Origin of the sequence: Metallococcus carri, from assembly GCF_011440275.1 — a bacterium.
Lineage (GTDB): Bacteria > Actinomycetota > Actinomycetes > Actinomycetales > Dermatophilaceae > Metallococcus > Metallococcus carri.
Genome location: NZ_JAAOIV010000006.1, coordinates 62,521 through 78,793, shown reverse-complemented (window position 1 = coordinate 78,793; position 16,273 = coordinate 62,521). Strand labels below are relative to the sequence as shown.

Below are 16,273 nucleotides of genomic sequence, written 5' to 3'. Positions count from 1 at the left end.
GGCGATGCGACTGAGTGACTATCTCGACAAGGGCGCCAGCCTCGGGCCGGACCGCCCCTGCCTCACCACCGACGGCGAGTCGATGTCGTATGCCGAGGTGGTCGCGTTGTCGCACTCCGTCGCCTCCGCGCTGGCCGCCGGCGGGTTGACTGCCGGCGGCCGGGTGGCGATCTTGTCCGCCAACGACCCGGTGGCCTTCGCCTGCGTCTTCGGCATCAGCCGGGCGGGGGCGGTGTGGTGCCCGATCAACCCGCGCAACGAGGCGGCCGAGAATGCCGAACTGCTGGAGTTGTTCGACGCGCAGGTGCTGATCTTCCAACAGTCGTTCGCCGCACTGGTCGAGGCGATTCGGCCTGCGCTGCCCGGGCTGCACACCTATGTCTGTCTCGACGGCGCGGTGGACGGCGCGATCGACTTCGAGGCCTTCCTGGCCAGCGGAGGCGCGGCGCGGCCGGACGCTCCGCTCGACGATCTCGCGATGCTTGTCGGCACCGGCGGGACGACCGGGCGACCGAAGGGCGTGATGCTCACCGACGGCAACCTCGAGACGATGACGGCCCTCACGCTGATGGGCTATCCCTTCGACGGCCGCCCGGTCTATCTCGCGCTGGCGCCGCTCACCCACGCCGCCGGTGTTCTCTGCTTTCCGATCCTCGCCCTCGGTGGGCAGATCGTCATCATGCGCGCACCCGACGTGGGGGAGTTCCTCGACCTCATCGGGCGGCACGGTGTCACGCACACCTTCCTGCCGCCGACGCTCATCTATATGGTCCTGGCCTCGCCGCAGCTCGCCTCGGCGAATCTGTCCAGTTTGCAATGCTTTTGGTATGGCGCCGCGCCGATCTCGCCGGCCCGTCTGGCGGAGGCGCTGGACGCGATCGGACCGATGGCGCAGCTTTTCGGACAGACCGAGGCGCCGATGATGATCTCGACGATGCCACCGCAGGCGCACCGCCGGCCGGACGGGTCCATCGCGACCGAACGACTGGCCAGCGCCGGGCGGCCGTCGCCGCTGGTGCAGGTGGCGATTCTCGACGACAGCGATCGGCCGGTGCCGGCCGGGACCCACGGTGAGATCTGTGTCCGCTCCTCGCTGGTCATGCGTGGCTACTACAAGAACCCCGAGGCGACAGCCGAGGCGCTGCGTGGCGGCTGGCTGCACACCGGCGACATCGGCTATCTCGACGAGGACAACTTTCTGTTCATCGTCGACCGGGCCAAGGACATGATCATCAGCGGCGGCTTCAACGTGTATTCGACCGAGGTGGAGCAGGCGCTCATCGCCCACCCCGCGGTGCAGGACTGCGGCGTGATCGGCCTCCCTGATGACAAGTGGGGCGAGCGCGTGGTCGCGGTCGTGCAATTGCAGCCCGGCGCGTCGGTCCCGTCTGCTGACTTGATCGGCTTCGCGAAGTCCGCGATCGGCTCGGTCAAGGCGCCCAAGCAGGTCGAGGTGTGGCCGGACCTGCCGCGCTCCAAGGTCGGCAAGGTGCTCAAGTCCGAGATCCGCGACACGTTGCTCAACGCCGAGGCGATCTCACGGGAGTAGCTGGGGGAGTTCGCCACGACCGTCGGCTTTCGGGATCGCGGCGAGCAGTCGCTTGGTGTAGGCCTGTTGGGGGCCCGACCACACCTGCTCGGTGGGCCCAGCTTCGACGATCTCGCCGGCCCGCATCACCACCATCCGGTCGGCGATCAGCCGCACCACTGACAGGTCGTGGCTGATGAACAGCAGCGACGCGCCTGCGTCCAGTGCGACCGACCGCATCAACGTGGCGATGCGAGCCTGCAGGGAGGCATCGAGAGAGGCGATCGGTTCGTCACCGATGAGCAGGTCCGGGCCGGTCGCCACGGCGCGTGCGATCGCGATGCGCTGCCGTTGCCCACCGCTGAACTCGTGCGGAAACCGTTGCGCTGCAGACGATTCCAACCCAACCTGGTCGAGCAGCTCGACCACTGACGGTGCCCTTCCGGGGTGGATGCGTCGCCCGTCCTCGAGTTGCGCGCCGATCCGACGGCGTGGGTTGAGCGAGGCGTAGGGGTTCTGGAAGACCATCTGCGCGCGGAGCAACGGCGTCGGTCGGCGTCGCAGCCCGAGCCGGGTGATCGGGTGACCTTCGAAGGAGGCCGTGCCGGAGGACAGCGACTCCAGCCCGCAGATCGCCCGGGCCAGCGTCGACTTGCCGCACCCGGACTCACCGACCAGCCCGACGACCTCGCCGGGCTCGATCGCGAGACTCACGTCGTGCACCGCGCGCAGCCGCCGCCCGCCGGGTTGCCGGTAGGTCACTGAGACGTTGTCGAGCGCGAGTCCGTCACTCACCGGCGGCCTCCTGGTGGTCGGGGAGCGCGTCGATCAGCGAGCGCGTGTAGTCGTGCTGCGGCCGCTGTATGACGTCCGCTCGCGGCCCGTGCTCGACCACCTGTCCGGCACGCATCACGGTGATGGTGTCGGCGACGGCTGACATCACCCCGAGGTCGTGGGTGATCAGGATCATCGCCAGACCGAGGTCATCACACAGTCCGCGCAGCAGCCGCAGGATGCTGGCCTGCACGGTGACATCCAGCGCGGTCGTGGGTTCGTCGGCGATCAGCACCCGAGGCTCGCACGCCAGCGCCGACGCGATCGCGATGCGCTGCAACTGACCACCGGAGAACTGGTGCGGATAGCGCTTCAACGCGTTGGCCGGCTCAGGCACCTGCACCTGTTCGAGCAGCTCGAGCGCCCGCGCGCGGGCGTCCGACCGGGACAGGTCGAGGTGATAGCGCATGTGGTCGGTGAGCTGCGAACCGATCGACAGCATCGGGTGCAGCGACGCGGTCGGATCCTGGAAGACGACGGCAATCTCGTTGCCGCGCAACCGATTCAGCTCCTTCTCGGGGAGGCCGACGAGTTCGCGGTCACCCAGCCGGATGCTGCCGGTCACACGTGCCGAGGGCGGTTGCAGCCCGATCACCGTCATACCCGTCATCGTCTTGCCCGAGCCAGACTCGCCGGCCAGGCCGGTGACCTCGCCAGGGGGAGCGGCGAGCGAGACGCCGTCGAGGATCTGCCGCGAGCCGATCCGCAGCGACAGGTCCTCGATCTGCAAAGCCGGGGACGTCGTCATACCGCCCGCCCTTCGACCGACTTCTGCGCGCGCGGGTCGAGCGCGTCGCGCAGCGAGTCGCCGAGGAAGTTGAACGCCAGCACGACCGAGAAGATCGCCAGGCCGGCGAAGGTCGCGATCCACCACGAGGAGAACTGCTCGACGCCCTCGGAGACCATCGCGCCCCACTCCGGCGTCGGCGGCACGGTGCCGAGGCCAAGGAAGGACAACCCGGAGAGCAGCAGGATGGCGTTGCCGATGTCCATCGTCGCCAGGACCACGATCGGCGCGAGGATGTTCGGCAGCACGTCGCGGGTCAGCGACCGCCAGGCGCTCACACCCATCAGGCGACCAGAGACGACATACTCGCTGCCGCGCGCGCCGAGCACGAGCGAGCGGGTCACGCGGGCGTATGACGGCCAGCTCACCGCGAGCAGCGCGATCACGGCGTTCTGCAGGCCGGGGCCGAGGGCCGCGGTGACGACCATCGCCAGGATGATCGTGGGGAAGGCGAGCACCAGGTCGGTGAGCCGCATGATCACCTCGTCGACCACGCGACCGAAGTACCCGGCGATCGCACCCAGCGCTGTGCCGAGAATCATCGACAGCGCCACGACCAGGATCGGCACGGGCAGCGAGACATGTGCTCCTGCCATGATCCTCGACAGCACATCGCGGCCGACACTGTCGGTGCCGAGCAGGTGCTCGCCCGACGGCGCGCTCAGCCGCGGAGCGATCTGGCCGAGCGGGGGATAGGGCGTCCAGAAGATGCCGACAATCGCGACGATCACCCAGAACGCGATGATCACCCCACCGATGATCGTGAGCGGTCGGCGCCAGGCCTGCGGCCAGCGCACAAGTCGGCGCCGGTCGGTGATGGGTGCGGTCTCCGTCGGGGTCGGGTCGGTGATGGTCATCGGTCCCTCACTCGCGGGTCGAGGACGCCATACAGCAGGTCGACGATGAAATTCACGACGACGTAGATGATGCCGATCAGCAGGCCCACGCCCATGATCGCCTGCAGGTCGAGTGTGGTGGCGGCCTTGTAGGCATATTGGCCGATGCCGCCCCACGCGAACACGGTCTCGGTGAGCACGGCGCCGGACAGCACGGAGGCGAAGGTCAGCCCGATCATCGTGAGGATCGGCACCGCCGCGGCGCGCAGGATGTAACGCCGGGTGACTGCCGAGCGCGGCAGGCCCTTCGCCCGCGCCGCCGTCACGTAGTCGTTGCCGAGGACCTCGAGCACCGCTGTGCGACAAAAGCGGGTGAGTATGCCGAGCGTGTACAGCACCAGCACGAACGCCGGCAGCACGAGGTGTTCGACCGCGTTGACGAAGACGGCGATCTGGCCGGCGAGCAGGGCGTCGATCGTGTAGAAGCCGGTGCGCTGCGGCGGCGGGTCGAACTGCGGGTCGAGCCGGCCGGAGCCCGGGAACCAGCCGAGCTTGTAGGAGAAGACGTAGAAGATCACCAGCGCCAGCCAGAAGGTCGGCGTGGAGAAGCCGATCAGCGAGCCGACCCGCACCACCTGGTCCAGGATGCTGCCGCGCCGCAACGCCGCCGCCAGGCCGAGCACGATCGCCAGCACCGCCGCGATGACCAACGCGGTCACCGCGAGCTCGGCGGTCGCCGGGAAGGCCGAACGCAGGTCGTCCCACACCGCGTTGTGCGTCTGGGTCGACTGGCCGAGATTGAGGTGGACCAGCCGGCCGAGATAGCTGACGTACTGCTGCGGCACCGGTTGGTCGAGGCCGTACTGCCGCTCGAACGCCTTGACCGTGTCGGGGTTGGACGCGGCGCGTTCACCGAGCGCGGCGGCGGCCGGGTTGGACGGCACCAGGTTGGTCAGCACGAAGGTCACCAGCGTGACACCCCAGATGAGCAACACGCTCACCACCAGCCGCACCAGGACGTAGCGCGCCAGCGGGAACCGCTGCCACCAGCGCTCCGCGCCCTCCTGCCGCGGGTCGTGCGCCGGACCCGCGGCAGGCGAGGCGGCCGTCATACTCACTTGGTCAGGGAGCCGAAGTCGACCGTCCACAGCGGGTTGAGCGCGACGCCCTTCACCGACGTCGCGGCGACCAGCAGGTCGACCGGCTGGAAGAGCGGGATCCACGGACCCTCGACGTTCAGCTGCTGCTGCAGTTTTTGGTATGCCGCGTCGCGGGCCTGGTCTCCGCTCGCTTGCCCAGCGGCGGTCGCGAGCTGGGTGGAGGTCGGTGCCTGGGCGGCGGTCCACGCAGCCCGCTTGGCGAGGCTCTGCCCGGGCGCGAAGACCAGGTAGTCGGCCGGGTCCGGGAAGTCGGCGCCCCAGTAGGCCAGACCGGCCTGCGATTTGCCGCTGCGGAACGCATCGAGCGAGGTTGCGCTCGGCTGCGGGTTGAGCTTGAGGTTGATGCCGACCTTCTTGACCTGCGCCTGGATCGCCTGCGCCTGATCGTCAAGGCCGAAACCGACGTCGTTGGAGTAGAGGATCGAGATCGGCTCACCCTTGTAGCCCGACTGGGCGAGCAGCTGCCTGGCCTTGGCCGGGTCGTAGCTGTTGTTCGGGTCGCTCTTGAGCGCGCCGAGGAAGGTCACCGGCACCATGCCGCCGGGCTGCACCGACCCGTCGCCGGCGAGCTTGAGCAGCGCGTTGTAGTCGACGGCGTGGCGCATCGCCTGGACGAACTTCACGTTGCTCGCGGCCTTGCCGTAGGCCGGAGTCATGTTGAACCACAAGTAGATCGTGGTGGTGCTCGCACCTTTGATGGTCTGAGTCTTGCTCGCGTCGAGACCCTTGACCTGGTCGGGGCCGAGCGACAGCGCCATCTGGGTCTTGCCGCCCTGGATGTTGACCTTCTGCGAGGACGCCTGGACGTTCTGGATGACGATTCGGTCGTATGCCGGCTTGGTCCCCGCATACTTCGGGTTCGCCTTGAGCACGACCTTGTTCTGCACGTCGTAGGTGTCGATCATGTACGGCCCCGAGCCCTGGGAGTTCTTGTTGAGGAACTGCTCGGCGGAGTCCTTCGCGGTCGTGCTACCGCCGTTCTTCTGCAGCACCTTGGAGTTGACGATGCCGAGCGAGGGGTTGGGCAGGATGAACGGCAACTGCGGGTTGGGGTCCTTGCTCGTCAGGGTGACGGTTTTGTCGTCGACCTTCTTGACCGTGACGCCATCGAGCAGGAACGACGGGTTGCCAGCGATGCCCTGCACGCGCTGGTAGGAGAAGACGATGTCGTCGGCGGTGACCGGGCTGCCGTCGGAGAAGGTGTGCTTGCCGGTCACCTTGAGGGTCAGCACCTTGTTGTCGAAGGACATCGTGTAGTCGCAGATGCCTGGGACCGGCTTCTTCACGTCGGACCCCTTGAAGGTCAGCGCGGTCTCGTAGAGCTGGTGAGTGATGAGGTTGCCGGTGAACTCGAATTCCCTTGCGGGATCGACGCTTTTGAGGTCGAACTGATCGTCGACGACCAGTGTGCTGCCGCCGCCCCCTCCGCTGGAGCTCCCGCCACAGGCTACGAAGGCCGGCATGGCCAACCCGGCGGCGACGATGGTGGTGAGCAGACGCTTCATGCGAACCTCCCAGCTCGGGCGCCCGGACCAGCGGCGGGCGATGCTGGTCAGCATAAGACCGATCTCGGCACATGCCAGGGAGGCGGGACGGCCCACGGGGTCGGTTGCCGCTACAGCACTGAGACGTCGGTCACCGTTGCGGTCAACTTCACGTTCGCACCTGAGGTGCTTACCGACTCCTCCTGCTGCACTGATGCCTGCCCATCAGAGGTCATGGTGAAGGTGTTGGAGTACGGATCTTCAGAGCCCTTGATCTCGTAGGTCACCTCAGCGGTCTGGCCGTCTTGCAAGGGTTGGCCCCTGAAAGTCGGCTGAATGCGAAAGGTTACGTTGCAACCGGCGGAGCCGTAGCACTGTTTGCTGAGGATCTTCAGTGCGATCGTGAAGTCATCGGCGGACGGTGGTGCCGCGGGGTCGGCAGTGTCGGTGGTTTTGTCCGGATTTGGGCCGGCCACCGAGTCAGTAACGCCAGCAGTCACGGTTACGGTCTCGGTGACTGTTTCGGTCGAGGTCGCTTCGGAATTGCACCCCGCGAGGAAGAGCGCAGCCGCGCTGGTAATCACAGCCACCGACGTCCGCGTCGCCGAACCGCCGATGTTGAGGTGCCGACTGGTGGCACTTATGGACGCAGGTGCGCGTTCGGTGACAAACGTCGAATAACTTGACGCCGCGCGTTGACGAGCGCTCATTCAGAAACTCCCTCCCCTAGGTATCGACCGTTAAGCGACCGATTCATTCCTCAAGGTAGCCCTCACTCGCCGTCCGCGAGTGGAAACTGAATCTTCCCGCCGCGCCGCCTTATCGTTCAGCTCGCGAGTCGGAGGCCGCTCGGGAACTGGACATCGACCGTGCTCGTCGGCGGCTTCGGCCGTGCCGGTCGCGTGCCGGGCACCGGCGGCGCGGTCGAGTAGTACACCGCCCCGGTGGGCGTGGTGATGCGGATCGTGTGCGGATGCTCACCAGGTGGAGCATCAGCCTCCGCGGCGCCGTGAATGACCTCGGTGGTCCACCCAGGCAAGTTCTTGATCTGGTTGAAGCGCTGACACACGCCGGCGCCGTTGTCGACCGAGGTCTCGCCACCGTCGCGATAGGGCACGAGGTGGTCGTGATCGCGAATCGGAGCGTCGCAGAACGGCATTCGGCATACCCGATCTCGCAGGTTGATGAATCTGCGGACGGCGCCGTCGAATCTTCGCCGTCGTTTGTCGGCGCTGATCAGCTGTCCGGTTGCGGGGTCGACGAACAGCCGGCGGATCCACGCCTGACCGCGGTCGAGCTCCTGCGGGGTCGGTCCGAGCAGGTCGGGCACCCCGGCGATCGCGGCACGCGCGACGGCGGCGGGGATCGGGCCGTAGCCCTCGAGCCACGCGGCGCCGTCGGGATCGGTCTCGACCCCCTGGCCGTATGCCGCGCCGTCCGGCTGCGCGCCGAACAGCATCGCCAAGGTCATCACCAGGTGGATCTCGACCGGCACGGCGCTGGCGACACTCTGGCCGGTCAGCCGCTCGACGAACAGGTCGGCCATCACCTGGTCGAGAGTGCGGTCGCCGGCGGCACCGGAGGCGATGAGAGCCTGCGCGTCGCGTCGCAATGTCGCCCAGACCGCAATGCCCTGGGCCGCGGTGAGGAGTGCGGTCACCGTGCACATCGTGTCGGGCGCCGGCTTGGTCCAGACCCGGCGGTCCTTGGCTGCCTTGGCGGCACGCTTGACGGCAGAGGCCGGATCGGCTTGATAGGCAGCGCGTTTCGCCGCGGCAGAAGCTTCTTTGACGGAGAGTCCGGGCAGCCTGCGAGCGACCTCGCGGTCGATCGCGGACCGCTGGTCGGCCGACAGATGGTCGGTCTCGCGGTGCACCGCACGCGCAACGCGCTCGCTGATCTCGCCGGCGGCCAGGAGGTCCGCGGTCACCGGCAGGTCGTCGCGCAGCGCCCGCGCGAACTTCAAGTCGCGTGAGGCCTGGCTTGGGCTGATTCGCCGTGCCAACGCGATCTGGTCGGCGGTGTCGCGGCCACGACGGTGGCTGGGCACGCCGAGGTCACGCTGCCGATCCCGTTGGGACTCAAGGAATTCGGTCGACACCCGCGCGATCGCCGCGGCCGCCGAAGCCTGCAACTTCTCCAACGCAGCCAACTGGGCGACCTTGTCGGCGTCGTCGCCTGCGGGCACCAGCATGCGCATCTCCTCGACCATCTGGTCGAGGTCGGTGGTGGCCTGGCTTTTCGGCATACAGACACTCAAGCACTGACCACCGACAGACCTTGGTCGACGGCTAGCCTCATGGGTTTATGAGCGAGACCGACGCAGCCGTGCACGCCGACGCGACCGCCCGATCGGCGCTGCGACGCGTCGTGCTGATCGTGGCGGGGCTGAACTTCGGCTACTTCTTCGTCGAGTTCATCGTCGCGTTGGCTGCGGGCTCGGTCTCGCTGCTGGCCGACAGCGTCGACTTCCTCGAAGACACCTCGATCAACCTGCTGATCTTCCTGGCGCTCGGCTGGCCGCTCGCGAGGCGAGCGATGGCCGGCAAGGCGATGGCACTCGTCATACTCGGCCCGGCGGCGGTCGCCGGCTGGGAGGCGATCCAGCGCTTCTCGAATCCCGTTGCACCACAAGTGATTCCGGTCGTGCTGGCGTCGCTGGGAGCGATCGTGGTCAACGGGACGAGCGCGTGGCTGCTCGTGCGGTTCCGGCACCACGGCGGCTCGCTCAGCCGCGCGGCGTTCCTCTCCGCGCGCAACGACGTGCTGGTCAACATCGCGATCATCGGTATGGCGGTCCTCACCGCCGCGACCGCCTCCGGCTGGCCCGACCTCATCCTGGGGTGCCTGATCATCGCGCTCGCGCTGCACGCGGCGTGGGAGGTCTGGGAAGTCAGCGAGGAAGAGCGCCTCGCGGCGAAGGCTCTCGCCGGCGAAGAGATCGACTAACTGCTCGGTGTATGCCGGCCAGGCGGCCTCACGACGCTCGGTGGCGCGTGACGTCGACGTGCGGGCCTCAGGTGTACGTGCGCGGGGAAGCCCACGTCTTGTGCGCCATCCGCAGGCCGAGCCGTTTCGTCCACTCCGGGTGCTCCCGGCAGAGCTTGGCGTAGATCGGCTTGTACGACGTCGCCCGCAGAGTCGCTTTGATCAGAAGGACCTCGAAGGCGACAGTCTCAAGCATGTCGACCGCTTTAGTGTACCCAACGATTCCTCTGGCATTCGTGATCCGGCAGAAGTCGGTCAGCACGTCGTCGGCCACGTTGAGGACTCCGCAACTACCGAAGTAGAGGACCCGCCCGGATGCCCGACCATCGATGATCTCGGCGAACCGGTCGAGGGTGACCTCCTCCGCGCCGAGCCAGATCGTGCGAGCATCCCCGTGAAACGCAAACATGCCCATTCGATACGACGGCATCGCCTTGCCGGATCTCCCGAGCCATTGATCGATGTAGTGGACTAGCTCGCTCTCCGTCGCGACGTCCTTGTGCACGACGTTCGCGTAGCCGAGGGACTCGATGCACCTGAGCGCAGGCTCGATTGAGTCTGTGCTGTCGAGGCGCTCGCGCCACGATCCCTCAAGACAGACAATCCCTGGCAGGCTAGCCATGCGTCCTCCTTCGATATCCGACGTCTCGACCCGCGTGACGCTAGCCCTTGGCAACCGCGGCCGGAAGACTTTCAACACATTCGGCTCGGTTGTCGGCGGCGACTCACAACAATCGTGCGACCTCAATGGCCTACGTCGCAGACGGGCGATCTCGGCACACGTGAAGCGTCCAGCAGCGGACGGGTGAGAAGGTCGTGGTCGCGGGACTGTGGTCGGCCTCGCGGGCCTCCCGCCCTCACACGATCGGAAATGGTCTGGCGGGCAAGGAAACTCGAAACGTTCGTCGTCGACTCCCGTCGCTAGCCGGTTTGGGACGAACGCGCCGCTACGTGCCTAGCGCTACGGTCGTCAGATGGAACGGTTCCGGGACGACGAGATCGTCCGCGTGGTCAACAAGTTCCTCAACCGACAGGATGGCGGGGCGCTCGATCCGAGCAAGACGCCCGGACGGGAGTTGAGCTTCGACTTCGCTTACAACTATTTCCAGGAGAACCAGCAACCAACGCGCCAGATGGAGGCGAGTTGCATGCAGCTCGGGTTCTATCTCGCGAGCTGGGGGATGTACCGAGGATCGAGCTACCTTTTGAAGGAGACCAACGCGGCTCATCTTAAGGGCGCTATCAAGCTGGTCGAGGAGTACAACCCGCGCGTGCGTGGGATCGATGTGCCTGCCTACCGCGATCCCGGTGTGCAAGATCTTCTTGTCGAGATTTACGACGCGCTGAGGCGGGCACTGCTACGTGACAAGAAGACCGCACACGTCACCCTGGTGACGAAAGTCATGCTCGGGGTCTGGGGTGTTGTCCCCGCGTTCGACAGCTACTTTCAGGCGGCGGCGAAACTGATCTGGACTGGACGAGAGCGCGGCGACGGGGCAACCTTCTTCGACTTCAACAGGGCGTCGCTCGTCCGCCTCCTGGAGTTCTATGAGGGACATAGGGCCGCGATCGACCAACTGGCATCTGCGCTGCACACGGTCGACTTCACCACCGGCTCCCTGACCGGTCGCCAGTTCACCCGCGCGAAGATCATCGACATGTTCGGCTTCCAGCTCGGTCTCGCTCCACCCGCGTTGGGCCGGCAGGACTAGCAGCAGCTCAGGACGAGGTCGCTTGGGAATCGCTCGGCGTTACCGGGTTGTCGACGAGCTCCGGGTTGAGTGACATCAGGGTTACCTGGGCCGAGGGCCGCGACGGTGACCGCGGGGTGGGTCCGCGCGGTGGGCGAGAGTCTCACGTTCAGCTGACCGTGCGACGCGCGGGACGACATACGTCCCTCGTTGAATGGTCCACGACCTCTACGATTCCGTTGTCCCCCAACAGCTTTCACCGAAAGGACTGCCGATGAAGTCACGTCGCATTGCCGTAGTTTCTGCCGCTACAGTCGGTCTACTGGCGCTCACGGGTTCTGGTTTCGCGTCCGCAGGGAGCAGCAAACGTCCGCCCACCTTGTCGAGCAACGCGCGCTCGCACGGCTTGACGAGCACGTATGGCGCCGTGCCCGGTTGGAGCAAGAAGCAGGTGAAGGCGGTGCCCGCGGTCAAGGCTCCGCGCACCATGCACACCAACCGGATGCAGCCCAACGGCGTGATCGGCACGAAATCGTCTGCTGCCAAGGGAATTGACGTCTCCGGTTACACCGGCAACGTCGACTGGGCATCGTTCCGCTCGCAGGGTTACACCTTCGCCTACGCCAAGGCGAGCGAGGGCAACTACTACACGAGCAAGCTCGGGCCGAGCCAGGTGTCCGGCGCGAAGGCCGCCGGCTTCACCACCGGGATGTACCACTTCGCCAACCCGTCAGTCTCCGGTGGCGCCGAGCAGGCCGACTACTTCATCGCGCGCGGCGGCGGGTGGACGCCCGGCTCGCTGCCGGGAGTCGTTGACCTTGAATGGAATCCGTATGCCGGCAACTCCTGCTACGACCTCACCAACAGCGCGATGCAGAACTGGATCGTGGCCTTCCAGGACGAGTACAAGGCCAAGACCGGCACCTACCCGACGATCTACACCGCGACCGCGTGGTGGAACCAGTGCATCGGCACCTGGGGCCCGACCGTTGCACTGATCGCGGAGCGCTCACCGCTGTGGCTGGCGAACTACTCAGGCAGCGTCGGCAGCACGCCATACGCGTGGGCGAACCAGAAGAACTGGCAGTACGCCGCGGTCGACTCCGGCGGCTACGACCTCAACCAGTTCAACGGCGACTGGGCCGTGCTCGCGGCGTTCTCGAAGATCGGCTACTGAGGTCCCGCTCACGGACCGGCGTTCGGGCGGCGCGCTCGCAGAGGGCGCGCCGCTCGACGCTGACCGCGCGGCACGGCAGGATTCGGCACGTGGACACACCGGATGTTGAGGGGACAGCGCGCCGCGTCGGCGACTCGCGCGTGATCGAGTATGGCGCGCGCACGGGTTTCGCGGCGAGCGGAGTCCTGCACCTGGTGATGGCGTTGATCGCGTTGCGGATCGCATGGTCCAAGGGCGGCGGGAGCGCCGACCAGTCGGGCGCGCTCGGTGACCTCGCGTCGCATCCGGGCGGTCGCGTGCTGCTCTGGGTGGTGGTCGTCGGTATGGCGTTGCTCGCGTTGTGGCATCTCACCGAGGCGATCACCGGTGAGCCGGGCGCGGACTCCAAGGATCGGTTGTTTGACGCGGTGACCGATGTCGCCAAGACGGTGATGTTCGCTGGATTGGCCTGGGCGGCAGCGAAATTCGCGATGGGCGGTGGCTCGTCGTCGAGCGGCAGCACCCGTGACTTCACCTCGAGGCTGATGCAGCAGCCCTTCGGCCGTGCGTTGGTCGTGGTCGTCGGGTTGGTGATCATCGGCATCGGCGGCTATCACGTCTACAAGGGGTGGACGCAGGGGTTCCGCGATGACCTGCGCGAGCACCCAGGTAGTGCGGTGATGGCGCTCGGGCGAATCGGCTTCATTGCCAAGGGAATCGCGCTCGCGATCGTTGGCGTGCTGTTCGTCGTCGGGGGAGCGAAGAGCACAACCAAGGACACGACAGGTTTGGACGGCGCGCTGCGGACGTTGCTCGAGCAGCCGTTCGGCAAGCTCCTGCTGACGCTGGTGGCGATCGGGATTGCTTGCTATGGCGTCTACTCGTTGGCGCTGTCGAAGTTCGCTCGCGTCTGAGCAACCGTCGGCGTCAATGCCGGGAGCGCGTCGTGTGCTCAGTCCTTGCCGCGGCATCGGCAGTGGCCCCTATGCCCTTGACCGGGTTCAATGACGGGGTAACGGCGGGATATCAACCGCTTCGTCGGTCTGCACGAAGCGGCCACCTTGCTCGTCCCAGTGCAGAAGGCCCCTGTCCAGTGCGCGGTGATGGTTCGCACATAGCAGCCGCCCGTTTGCGACGCTGGCAGCGCCACCCTCACTGTCTGGCTCGATGTGCGCAGCCTCCAAGAGCTCAAGGATGTCGAGACCACAATGAGCGCACTCTTGCGGATAGTACTGAAGGAGCAGGCCTCTGAACCTCTGCTGGTGGCGCCGTACCTTCCGAAGTGCATTCGTGTAGGACCGCGTGATCTCTAGCGAAACCGGTGGCACCGTCAGGCCGCGGAGATGCCTGGTCCAGGCCGACTCGACGGCTGACTCGTCCGCCTGCGGAATCTGGATGCCGCTTCCTTGAGGCCTCCAGTGCGTAACGGGCGCAACTCTGCGCAACTCGTCGATCGGCAGCACATCGGAGAGATCTACGAAAGCCTCCCAGTCGACATCGACATAGTGGGCAACTAATCCATCGTTTCGCCAGCTGTCATCGGTGTAGACGTCGCCAGTGGCGACGAATCCGCCGCCAATAAGTCCCCGCGGTCCCGAACCCTGCGCGAGTAGGTACACCCGGTCGCCGGCCGCATAGCCCCGCTGCCGATGGGTAGACCACCGCGACGGCTTGGCCATTTCCCCACGCGCTGTGCGTCGCGCCTGTGCGGCGAGGAACCTGGCGTCATGTTGTGAGTGGTATGGCGACGACGGATTGACAGTGAGCAAGAACGAACCCATTACTGACTCTCCTTGATATCGTGACTGGTATCGCAGCAACGATCCTCGCCGTCTCGAACCGGCCCGTTACGACGGCGCGAGCGGGCCAGCGACCTGGCGTCGATCGCTTCGACCCATCGTGGGCCACCCAGGCACGGTGACATGGGCTCAGAGGCGCGAGTAGTAGTCGCGGACGGTGGCGGCCATGAGTTGGCGGCGCTCTGCGAGGAACTCTCGGTAGCTGCCCGCGGTCACTAGCCGGATATCGGAGGGGACCGCGTTCTCGGCGAGGTTGGCCTCGAGCACAGCACGGCTTGTGATCTCGCCGAGCCGCAAAATCCCGGAGCCGATCTGTTCGTCGACCAACGCCATGTATTCGGCCGGGGGCCGGTTGCTGATCGCGATGTTGACTGCCGTCTCGGTGAGCGCGAAGTTGGCGACCTGGTTGTAGTCGCCGCGATCCGGATAGCCGTTCTTGATCAGGTAGTCCTTTGGAACGATGTGGTGGATGTCTCCGCTCTGCTGGTGCATTGCAGCCACTGTGACTGCCTTCGATAGGAAGCCGCGAGCACCGGTGGCGACCTGCGCAGCGAGGAAGGTCTGGAAGAACGGGCTCACGGTGCTGGTGGTCTCCAACGCCGCGGGCAGCGCGACCGCCCAGAATGCATCCGAAAGCTCGGACTCCTCGATCTGCTTGAGGTAGTTGGCAGCGCCCTGCTCGGTGATGCGGCGGATGTCTTGTTCCCACGTCGACTCGAAGCTGCCAGAGTGCCGGCCGGTGAGCATCGACATGACGAACCAGCGCTTGACGATGCGCTTCCGTTCGCCGTCGCTGAGGTTCGCGTCTGCCCGGAGCCGCAGGTAGAGGGCGTAGGCGAAGTTCAAAGCGTTCTTTGAGTTCACCATGCCGGCGGAGATGAAGCCGGCGGCCTTGATGGTCATGATGAAGTTCTCGAAGTTGTACTTGTTAACGATCTGGAGCAGTGAACTCTCAAGCCTGTCGTAGGCGATCGGTATGCGCTCGTCGTCGACCTTGCGTGTCTCGGGGTCACGGCCCGAGAGCTCACTGACGATGCTTGAAGCCTTGCCACGGCTGAATCCCACGAGGCCCGCGACGCGGATGATATCGCTGTAGGCCGGGTCGTACAGGTCCTCGGAGTCGTCCTTGAGCCACTTGATGGCGCTCAGGTACTTCGTCTCGGCGAACTCGTGGTCATTCTCCTGGATGTCGGCGAAGGCGTGCGGCGCAACGGCCAAGTGGCAGAAGTAGTCGATCAGCTTGCGGATGTTCCGCCCACGGTCGCCGTACGTGGCGATTTTGCTCATCGCGAAGTCCGCGCTGCTCAGTGGCACACCCTTGGAATTGATCCGGATGAAGATCTCGGAGACCGTTTCGACGTCCAGGTCATCGGCGAGAGCGATGATCCCGATCTGGGAGTTCTTGATGCTCTCCAGGCGACCGAGGTTTGTCTCGAAGACCATCTCGTCGGCGTCAGGGTTCTCGGTGAGGTAGCCGCGGGCGAAGGACAGCGGTGACGTCGAGTTGAAGAACGCGCTGATGTCCGAGATCCACTGCGGGTTCTTGTCGAGGACCGGGGTGAGGGTCGCGAACTCCTCGGTGATCGGGTTGAACGCGATCCGGATCCTAATCGACTTGTAGCGCTTGTCGATGACGGGCAGTCCGGCAACGGCGGCGCGGAGCGCAGTGATGCGCTGTTGCCCATCGATCAGGATCTGCTGGTGGGACGCGATCTGACCACCTTTCAGCTTGGCGCCCAGCGACTGCCAGGTGATCAAATAACCGACGGGGTATCCCTTGTAAAGGGAGTCCATGAGGTCGCGCACCTTGACGCTGTCCCAGACGAACGGGCGCTGCAATTCTGGGATCGCGATCTTCTCGCCCTTGACGTCCGCAAGCAGTTGCGTCACTGCCGACTGGGTCACCGAATACTTCGCCACGTGGTCTCCTTCGCTTGGGAGCCAACGTAGCCCGCGCCAGCTGCCGCCGCCTGTGGTTCGACCTTCCGAACTTCACGGGATCCGCCACCT

General features: G+C 65.9%; 15 protein-coding genes. 5 read left to right on the top strand and 10 right to left on the bottom strand.

Features of this window, described 5'->3' with window-relative positions:
• Positions 1-4 precede the first annotated feature (4 nt).
• Complete coding sequence (locus G9U51_RS09505; RefSeq protein ID WP_166196378.1) at positions 5-1,549, top strand: acyl-CoA synthetase; 1,545 nt, start codon at positions 5-7, stop codon at positions 1,547-1,549.
• Here G9U51_RS09505 and G9U51_RS09500 read toward each other — a convergent pair.
• The 7 genes from G9U51_RS09500 to G9U51_RS09470 all read right to left on the bottom strand — a co-directional run bounded on the left by G9U51_RS09500 (position 1,538) and on the right by G9U51_RS09470 (position 8,877).
• Positions 1,538-2,323, bottom strand: a complete 786-nt coding sequence (locus G9U51_RS09500; RefSeq protein WP_166196376.1) for an ABC transporter ATP-binding protein — start codon at positions 2,321-2,323, stop codon at positions 1,538-1,540. The two genes, G9U51_RS09505 and G9U51_RS09500, sit on opposite strands and share 12 nt — an antisense overlap.
• Positions 2,316-3,110: an ABC transporter ATP-binding protein gene (locus G9U51_RS09495; RefSeq protein WP_166196373.1), complete on the bottom strand. Its 795-nt coding sequence runs from the start codon at positions 3,108-3,110 to the stop codon at positions 2,316-2,318. Before G9U51_RS09495 ends, G9U51_RS09500 begins: the two co-directional genes overlap by 8 nt.
• Entirely contained in the window at positions 3,107-4,006 is a 900-nt protein-coding gene (locus G9U51_RS09490; protein ID WP_166196371.1) for an ABC transporter permease, read from the bottom strand. Before G9U51_RS09490 ends, G9U51_RS09495 begins: the two co-directional genes overlap by 4 nt.
• On the bottom strand, positions 4,003-5,097 hold the full coding sequence (locus tag G9U51_RS09485; protein WP_166196369.1) for an ABC transporter permease: 1,095 nt from the start codon (positions 5,095-5,097) through the stop codon (positions 4,003-4,005). The genes G9U51_RS09490 and G9U51_RS09485 overlap by 4 nt, the downstream gene beginning before the upstream one ends.
• Positions 5,098-5,099: 2 nt before the next feature.
• Positions 5,100-6,650, bottom strand: coding sequence for an ABC transporter substrate-binding protein (locus G9U51_RS09480; RefSeq protein ID WP_166196367.1), 1,551 nt, complete (start codon positions 6,648-6,650; stop codon positions 5,100-5,102).
• A gap of 110 nt (positions 6,651-6,760) precedes the next feature.
• Complete coding sequence (locus G9U51_RS09475; protein ID WP_166196365.1) at positions 6,761-7,339, bottom strand: hypothetical protein; 579 nt, start codon at positions 7,337-7,339, stop codon at positions 6,761-6,763.
• Between the two features lie 116 nt (positions 7,340-7,455).
• The gene (locus tag G9U51_RS09470) at positions 7,456-8,877 is read right to left on the bottom strand and encodes an HNH endonuclease signature motif containing protein (protein ID WP_166196363.1); all 1,422 of its coding nucleotides are present in this window, start codon (positions 8,875-8,877) and stop codon (positions 7,456-7,458) included.
• 59 nt (positions 8,878-8,936) lie between these two features.
• On the opposite strand from G9U51_RS09470, the gene G9U51_RS09465 reads away from it, so the two are divergent.
• On the top strand, positions 8,937-9,578 hold the full coding sequence (locus tag G9U51_RS09465; RefSeq protein ID WP_166196361.1) for a cation transporter: 642 nt from the start codon (positions 8,937-8,939) through the stop codon (positions 9,576-9,578).
• 67 nt (positions 9,579-9,645) lie between these two features.
• On the opposite strand, the gene G9U51_RS09460 is transcribed toward G9U51_RS09465, so the two are convergent.
• Entirely contained in the window at positions 9,646-10,239 is a 594-nt protein-coding gene (locus G9U51_RS09460; protein ID WP_166196359.1) for a DUF6642 family protein, read from the bottom strand.
• Between the two features lie 352 nt (positions 10,240-10,591).
• Here G9U51_RS09460 and G9U51_RS09455 point away from each other — a divergent pair, with 352 nt between their 5' ends.
• The 3 genes from G9U51_RS09455 (at position 10,592) to G9U51_RS09445 (ending at position 13,378) form a co-directional block, all read left to right on the top strand.
• Positions 10,592-11,329, top strand: coding sequence for a hypothetical protein (locus G9U51_RS09455; RefSeq protein ID WP_166196357.1), 738 nt, complete (start codon positions 10,592-10,594; stop codon positions 11,327-11,329).
• Between the two features lie 358 nt (positions 11,330-11,687).
• A complete protein-coding gene (locus G9U51_RS09450) occupies positions 11,688-12,485 on the top strand; it encodes a GH25 family lysozyme (protein WP_166196355.1) in 798 nt (265 codons plus the stop codon).
• 89 nt (positions 12,486-12,574) lie between these two features.
• Complete coding sequence (locus G9U51_RS09445; RefSeq protein ID WP_166196353.1) at positions 12,575-13,378, top strand: DUF1206 domain-containing protein; 804 nt, start codon at positions 12,575-12,577, stop codon at positions 13,376-13,378.
• A gap of 87 nt (positions 13,379-13,465) precedes the next feature.
• On the opposite strand, the gene G9U51_RS09440 is transcribed toward G9U51_RS09445, so the two are convergent.
• Both G9U51_RS09440 and G9U51_RS09435 read right to left on the bottom strand, forming a co-directional pair.
• Entirely contained in the window at positions 13,466-14,245 is a 780-nt protein-coding gene (locus G9U51_RS09440; protein WP_166196351.1) for an HNH endonuclease, read from the bottom strand.
• A gap of 147 nt (positions 14,246-14,392) precedes the next feature.
• A complete protein-coding gene (locus G9U51_RS09435; protein WP_166196349.1) occupies positions 14,393-16,183 on the bottom strand; it encodes a GmrSD restriction endonuclease domain-containing protein in 1,791 nt (596 codons plus the stop codon).
• Positions 16,184-16,273: the final 90 nt, after the last annotated feature.

Bases quoted from the DNA above. Each gene is read 5' to 3' on its own strand.
- G9U51_RS09505 (WP_166196378.1), top strand. From the start codon at position 5: ATGCGACTGAGTGACTATCTCGACAAGGGCGCCAGCCTCGGGCCGGAC.
- G9U51_RS09495 (WP_166196373.1), bottom strand. From the start codon at position 3,110: ATGACGACGTCCCCGGCTTTGCAGATCGAGGACCTGTCGCTGCGGATC.
- G9U51_RS09490 (WP_166196371.1), bottom strand. From the start codon at position 4,006: ATGACCATCACCGACCCGACCCCGACGGAGACCGCACCCATCACCGAC.
- G9U51_RS09485 (WP_166196369.1), bottom strand. From the start codon at position 5,097: ATGACGGCCGCCTCGCCTGCCGCGGGTCCGGCGCACGACCCGCGGCAG.
- G9U51_RS09480 (WP_166196367.1), bottom strand. From the start codon at position 6,650: ATGAAGCGTCTGCTCACCACCATCGTCGCCGCCGGGTTGGCCATGCCG.
- G9U51_RS09475 (WP_166196365.1), bottom strand. From the start codon at position 7,339: ATGAGCGCTCGTCAACGCGCGGCGTCAAGTTATTCGACGTTTGTCACC.
- G9U51_RS09470 (WP_166196363.1), bottom strand. From the start codon at position 8,877: ATGCCGAAAAGCCAGGCCACCACCGACCTCGACCAGATGGTCGAGGAG.
- G9U51_RS09465 (WP_166196361.1), top strand. From the start codon at position 8,937: ATGAGCGAGACCGACGCAGCCGTGCACGCCGACGCGACCGCCCGATCG.
- G9U51_RS09460 (WP_166196359.1), bottom strand. From the start codon at position 10,239: ATGGCTAGCCTGCCAGGGATTGTCTGTCTTGAGGGATCGTGGCGCGAG.
- G9U51_RS09455 (WP_166196357.1), top strand. From the start codon at position 10,592: ATGGAACGGTTCCGGGACGACGAGATCGTCCGCGTGGTCAACAAGTTC.
- G9U51_RS09440 (WP_166196351.1), bottom strand. From the start codon at position 14,245: ATGGGTTCGTTCTTGCTCACTGTCAATCCGTCGTCGCCATACCACTCA.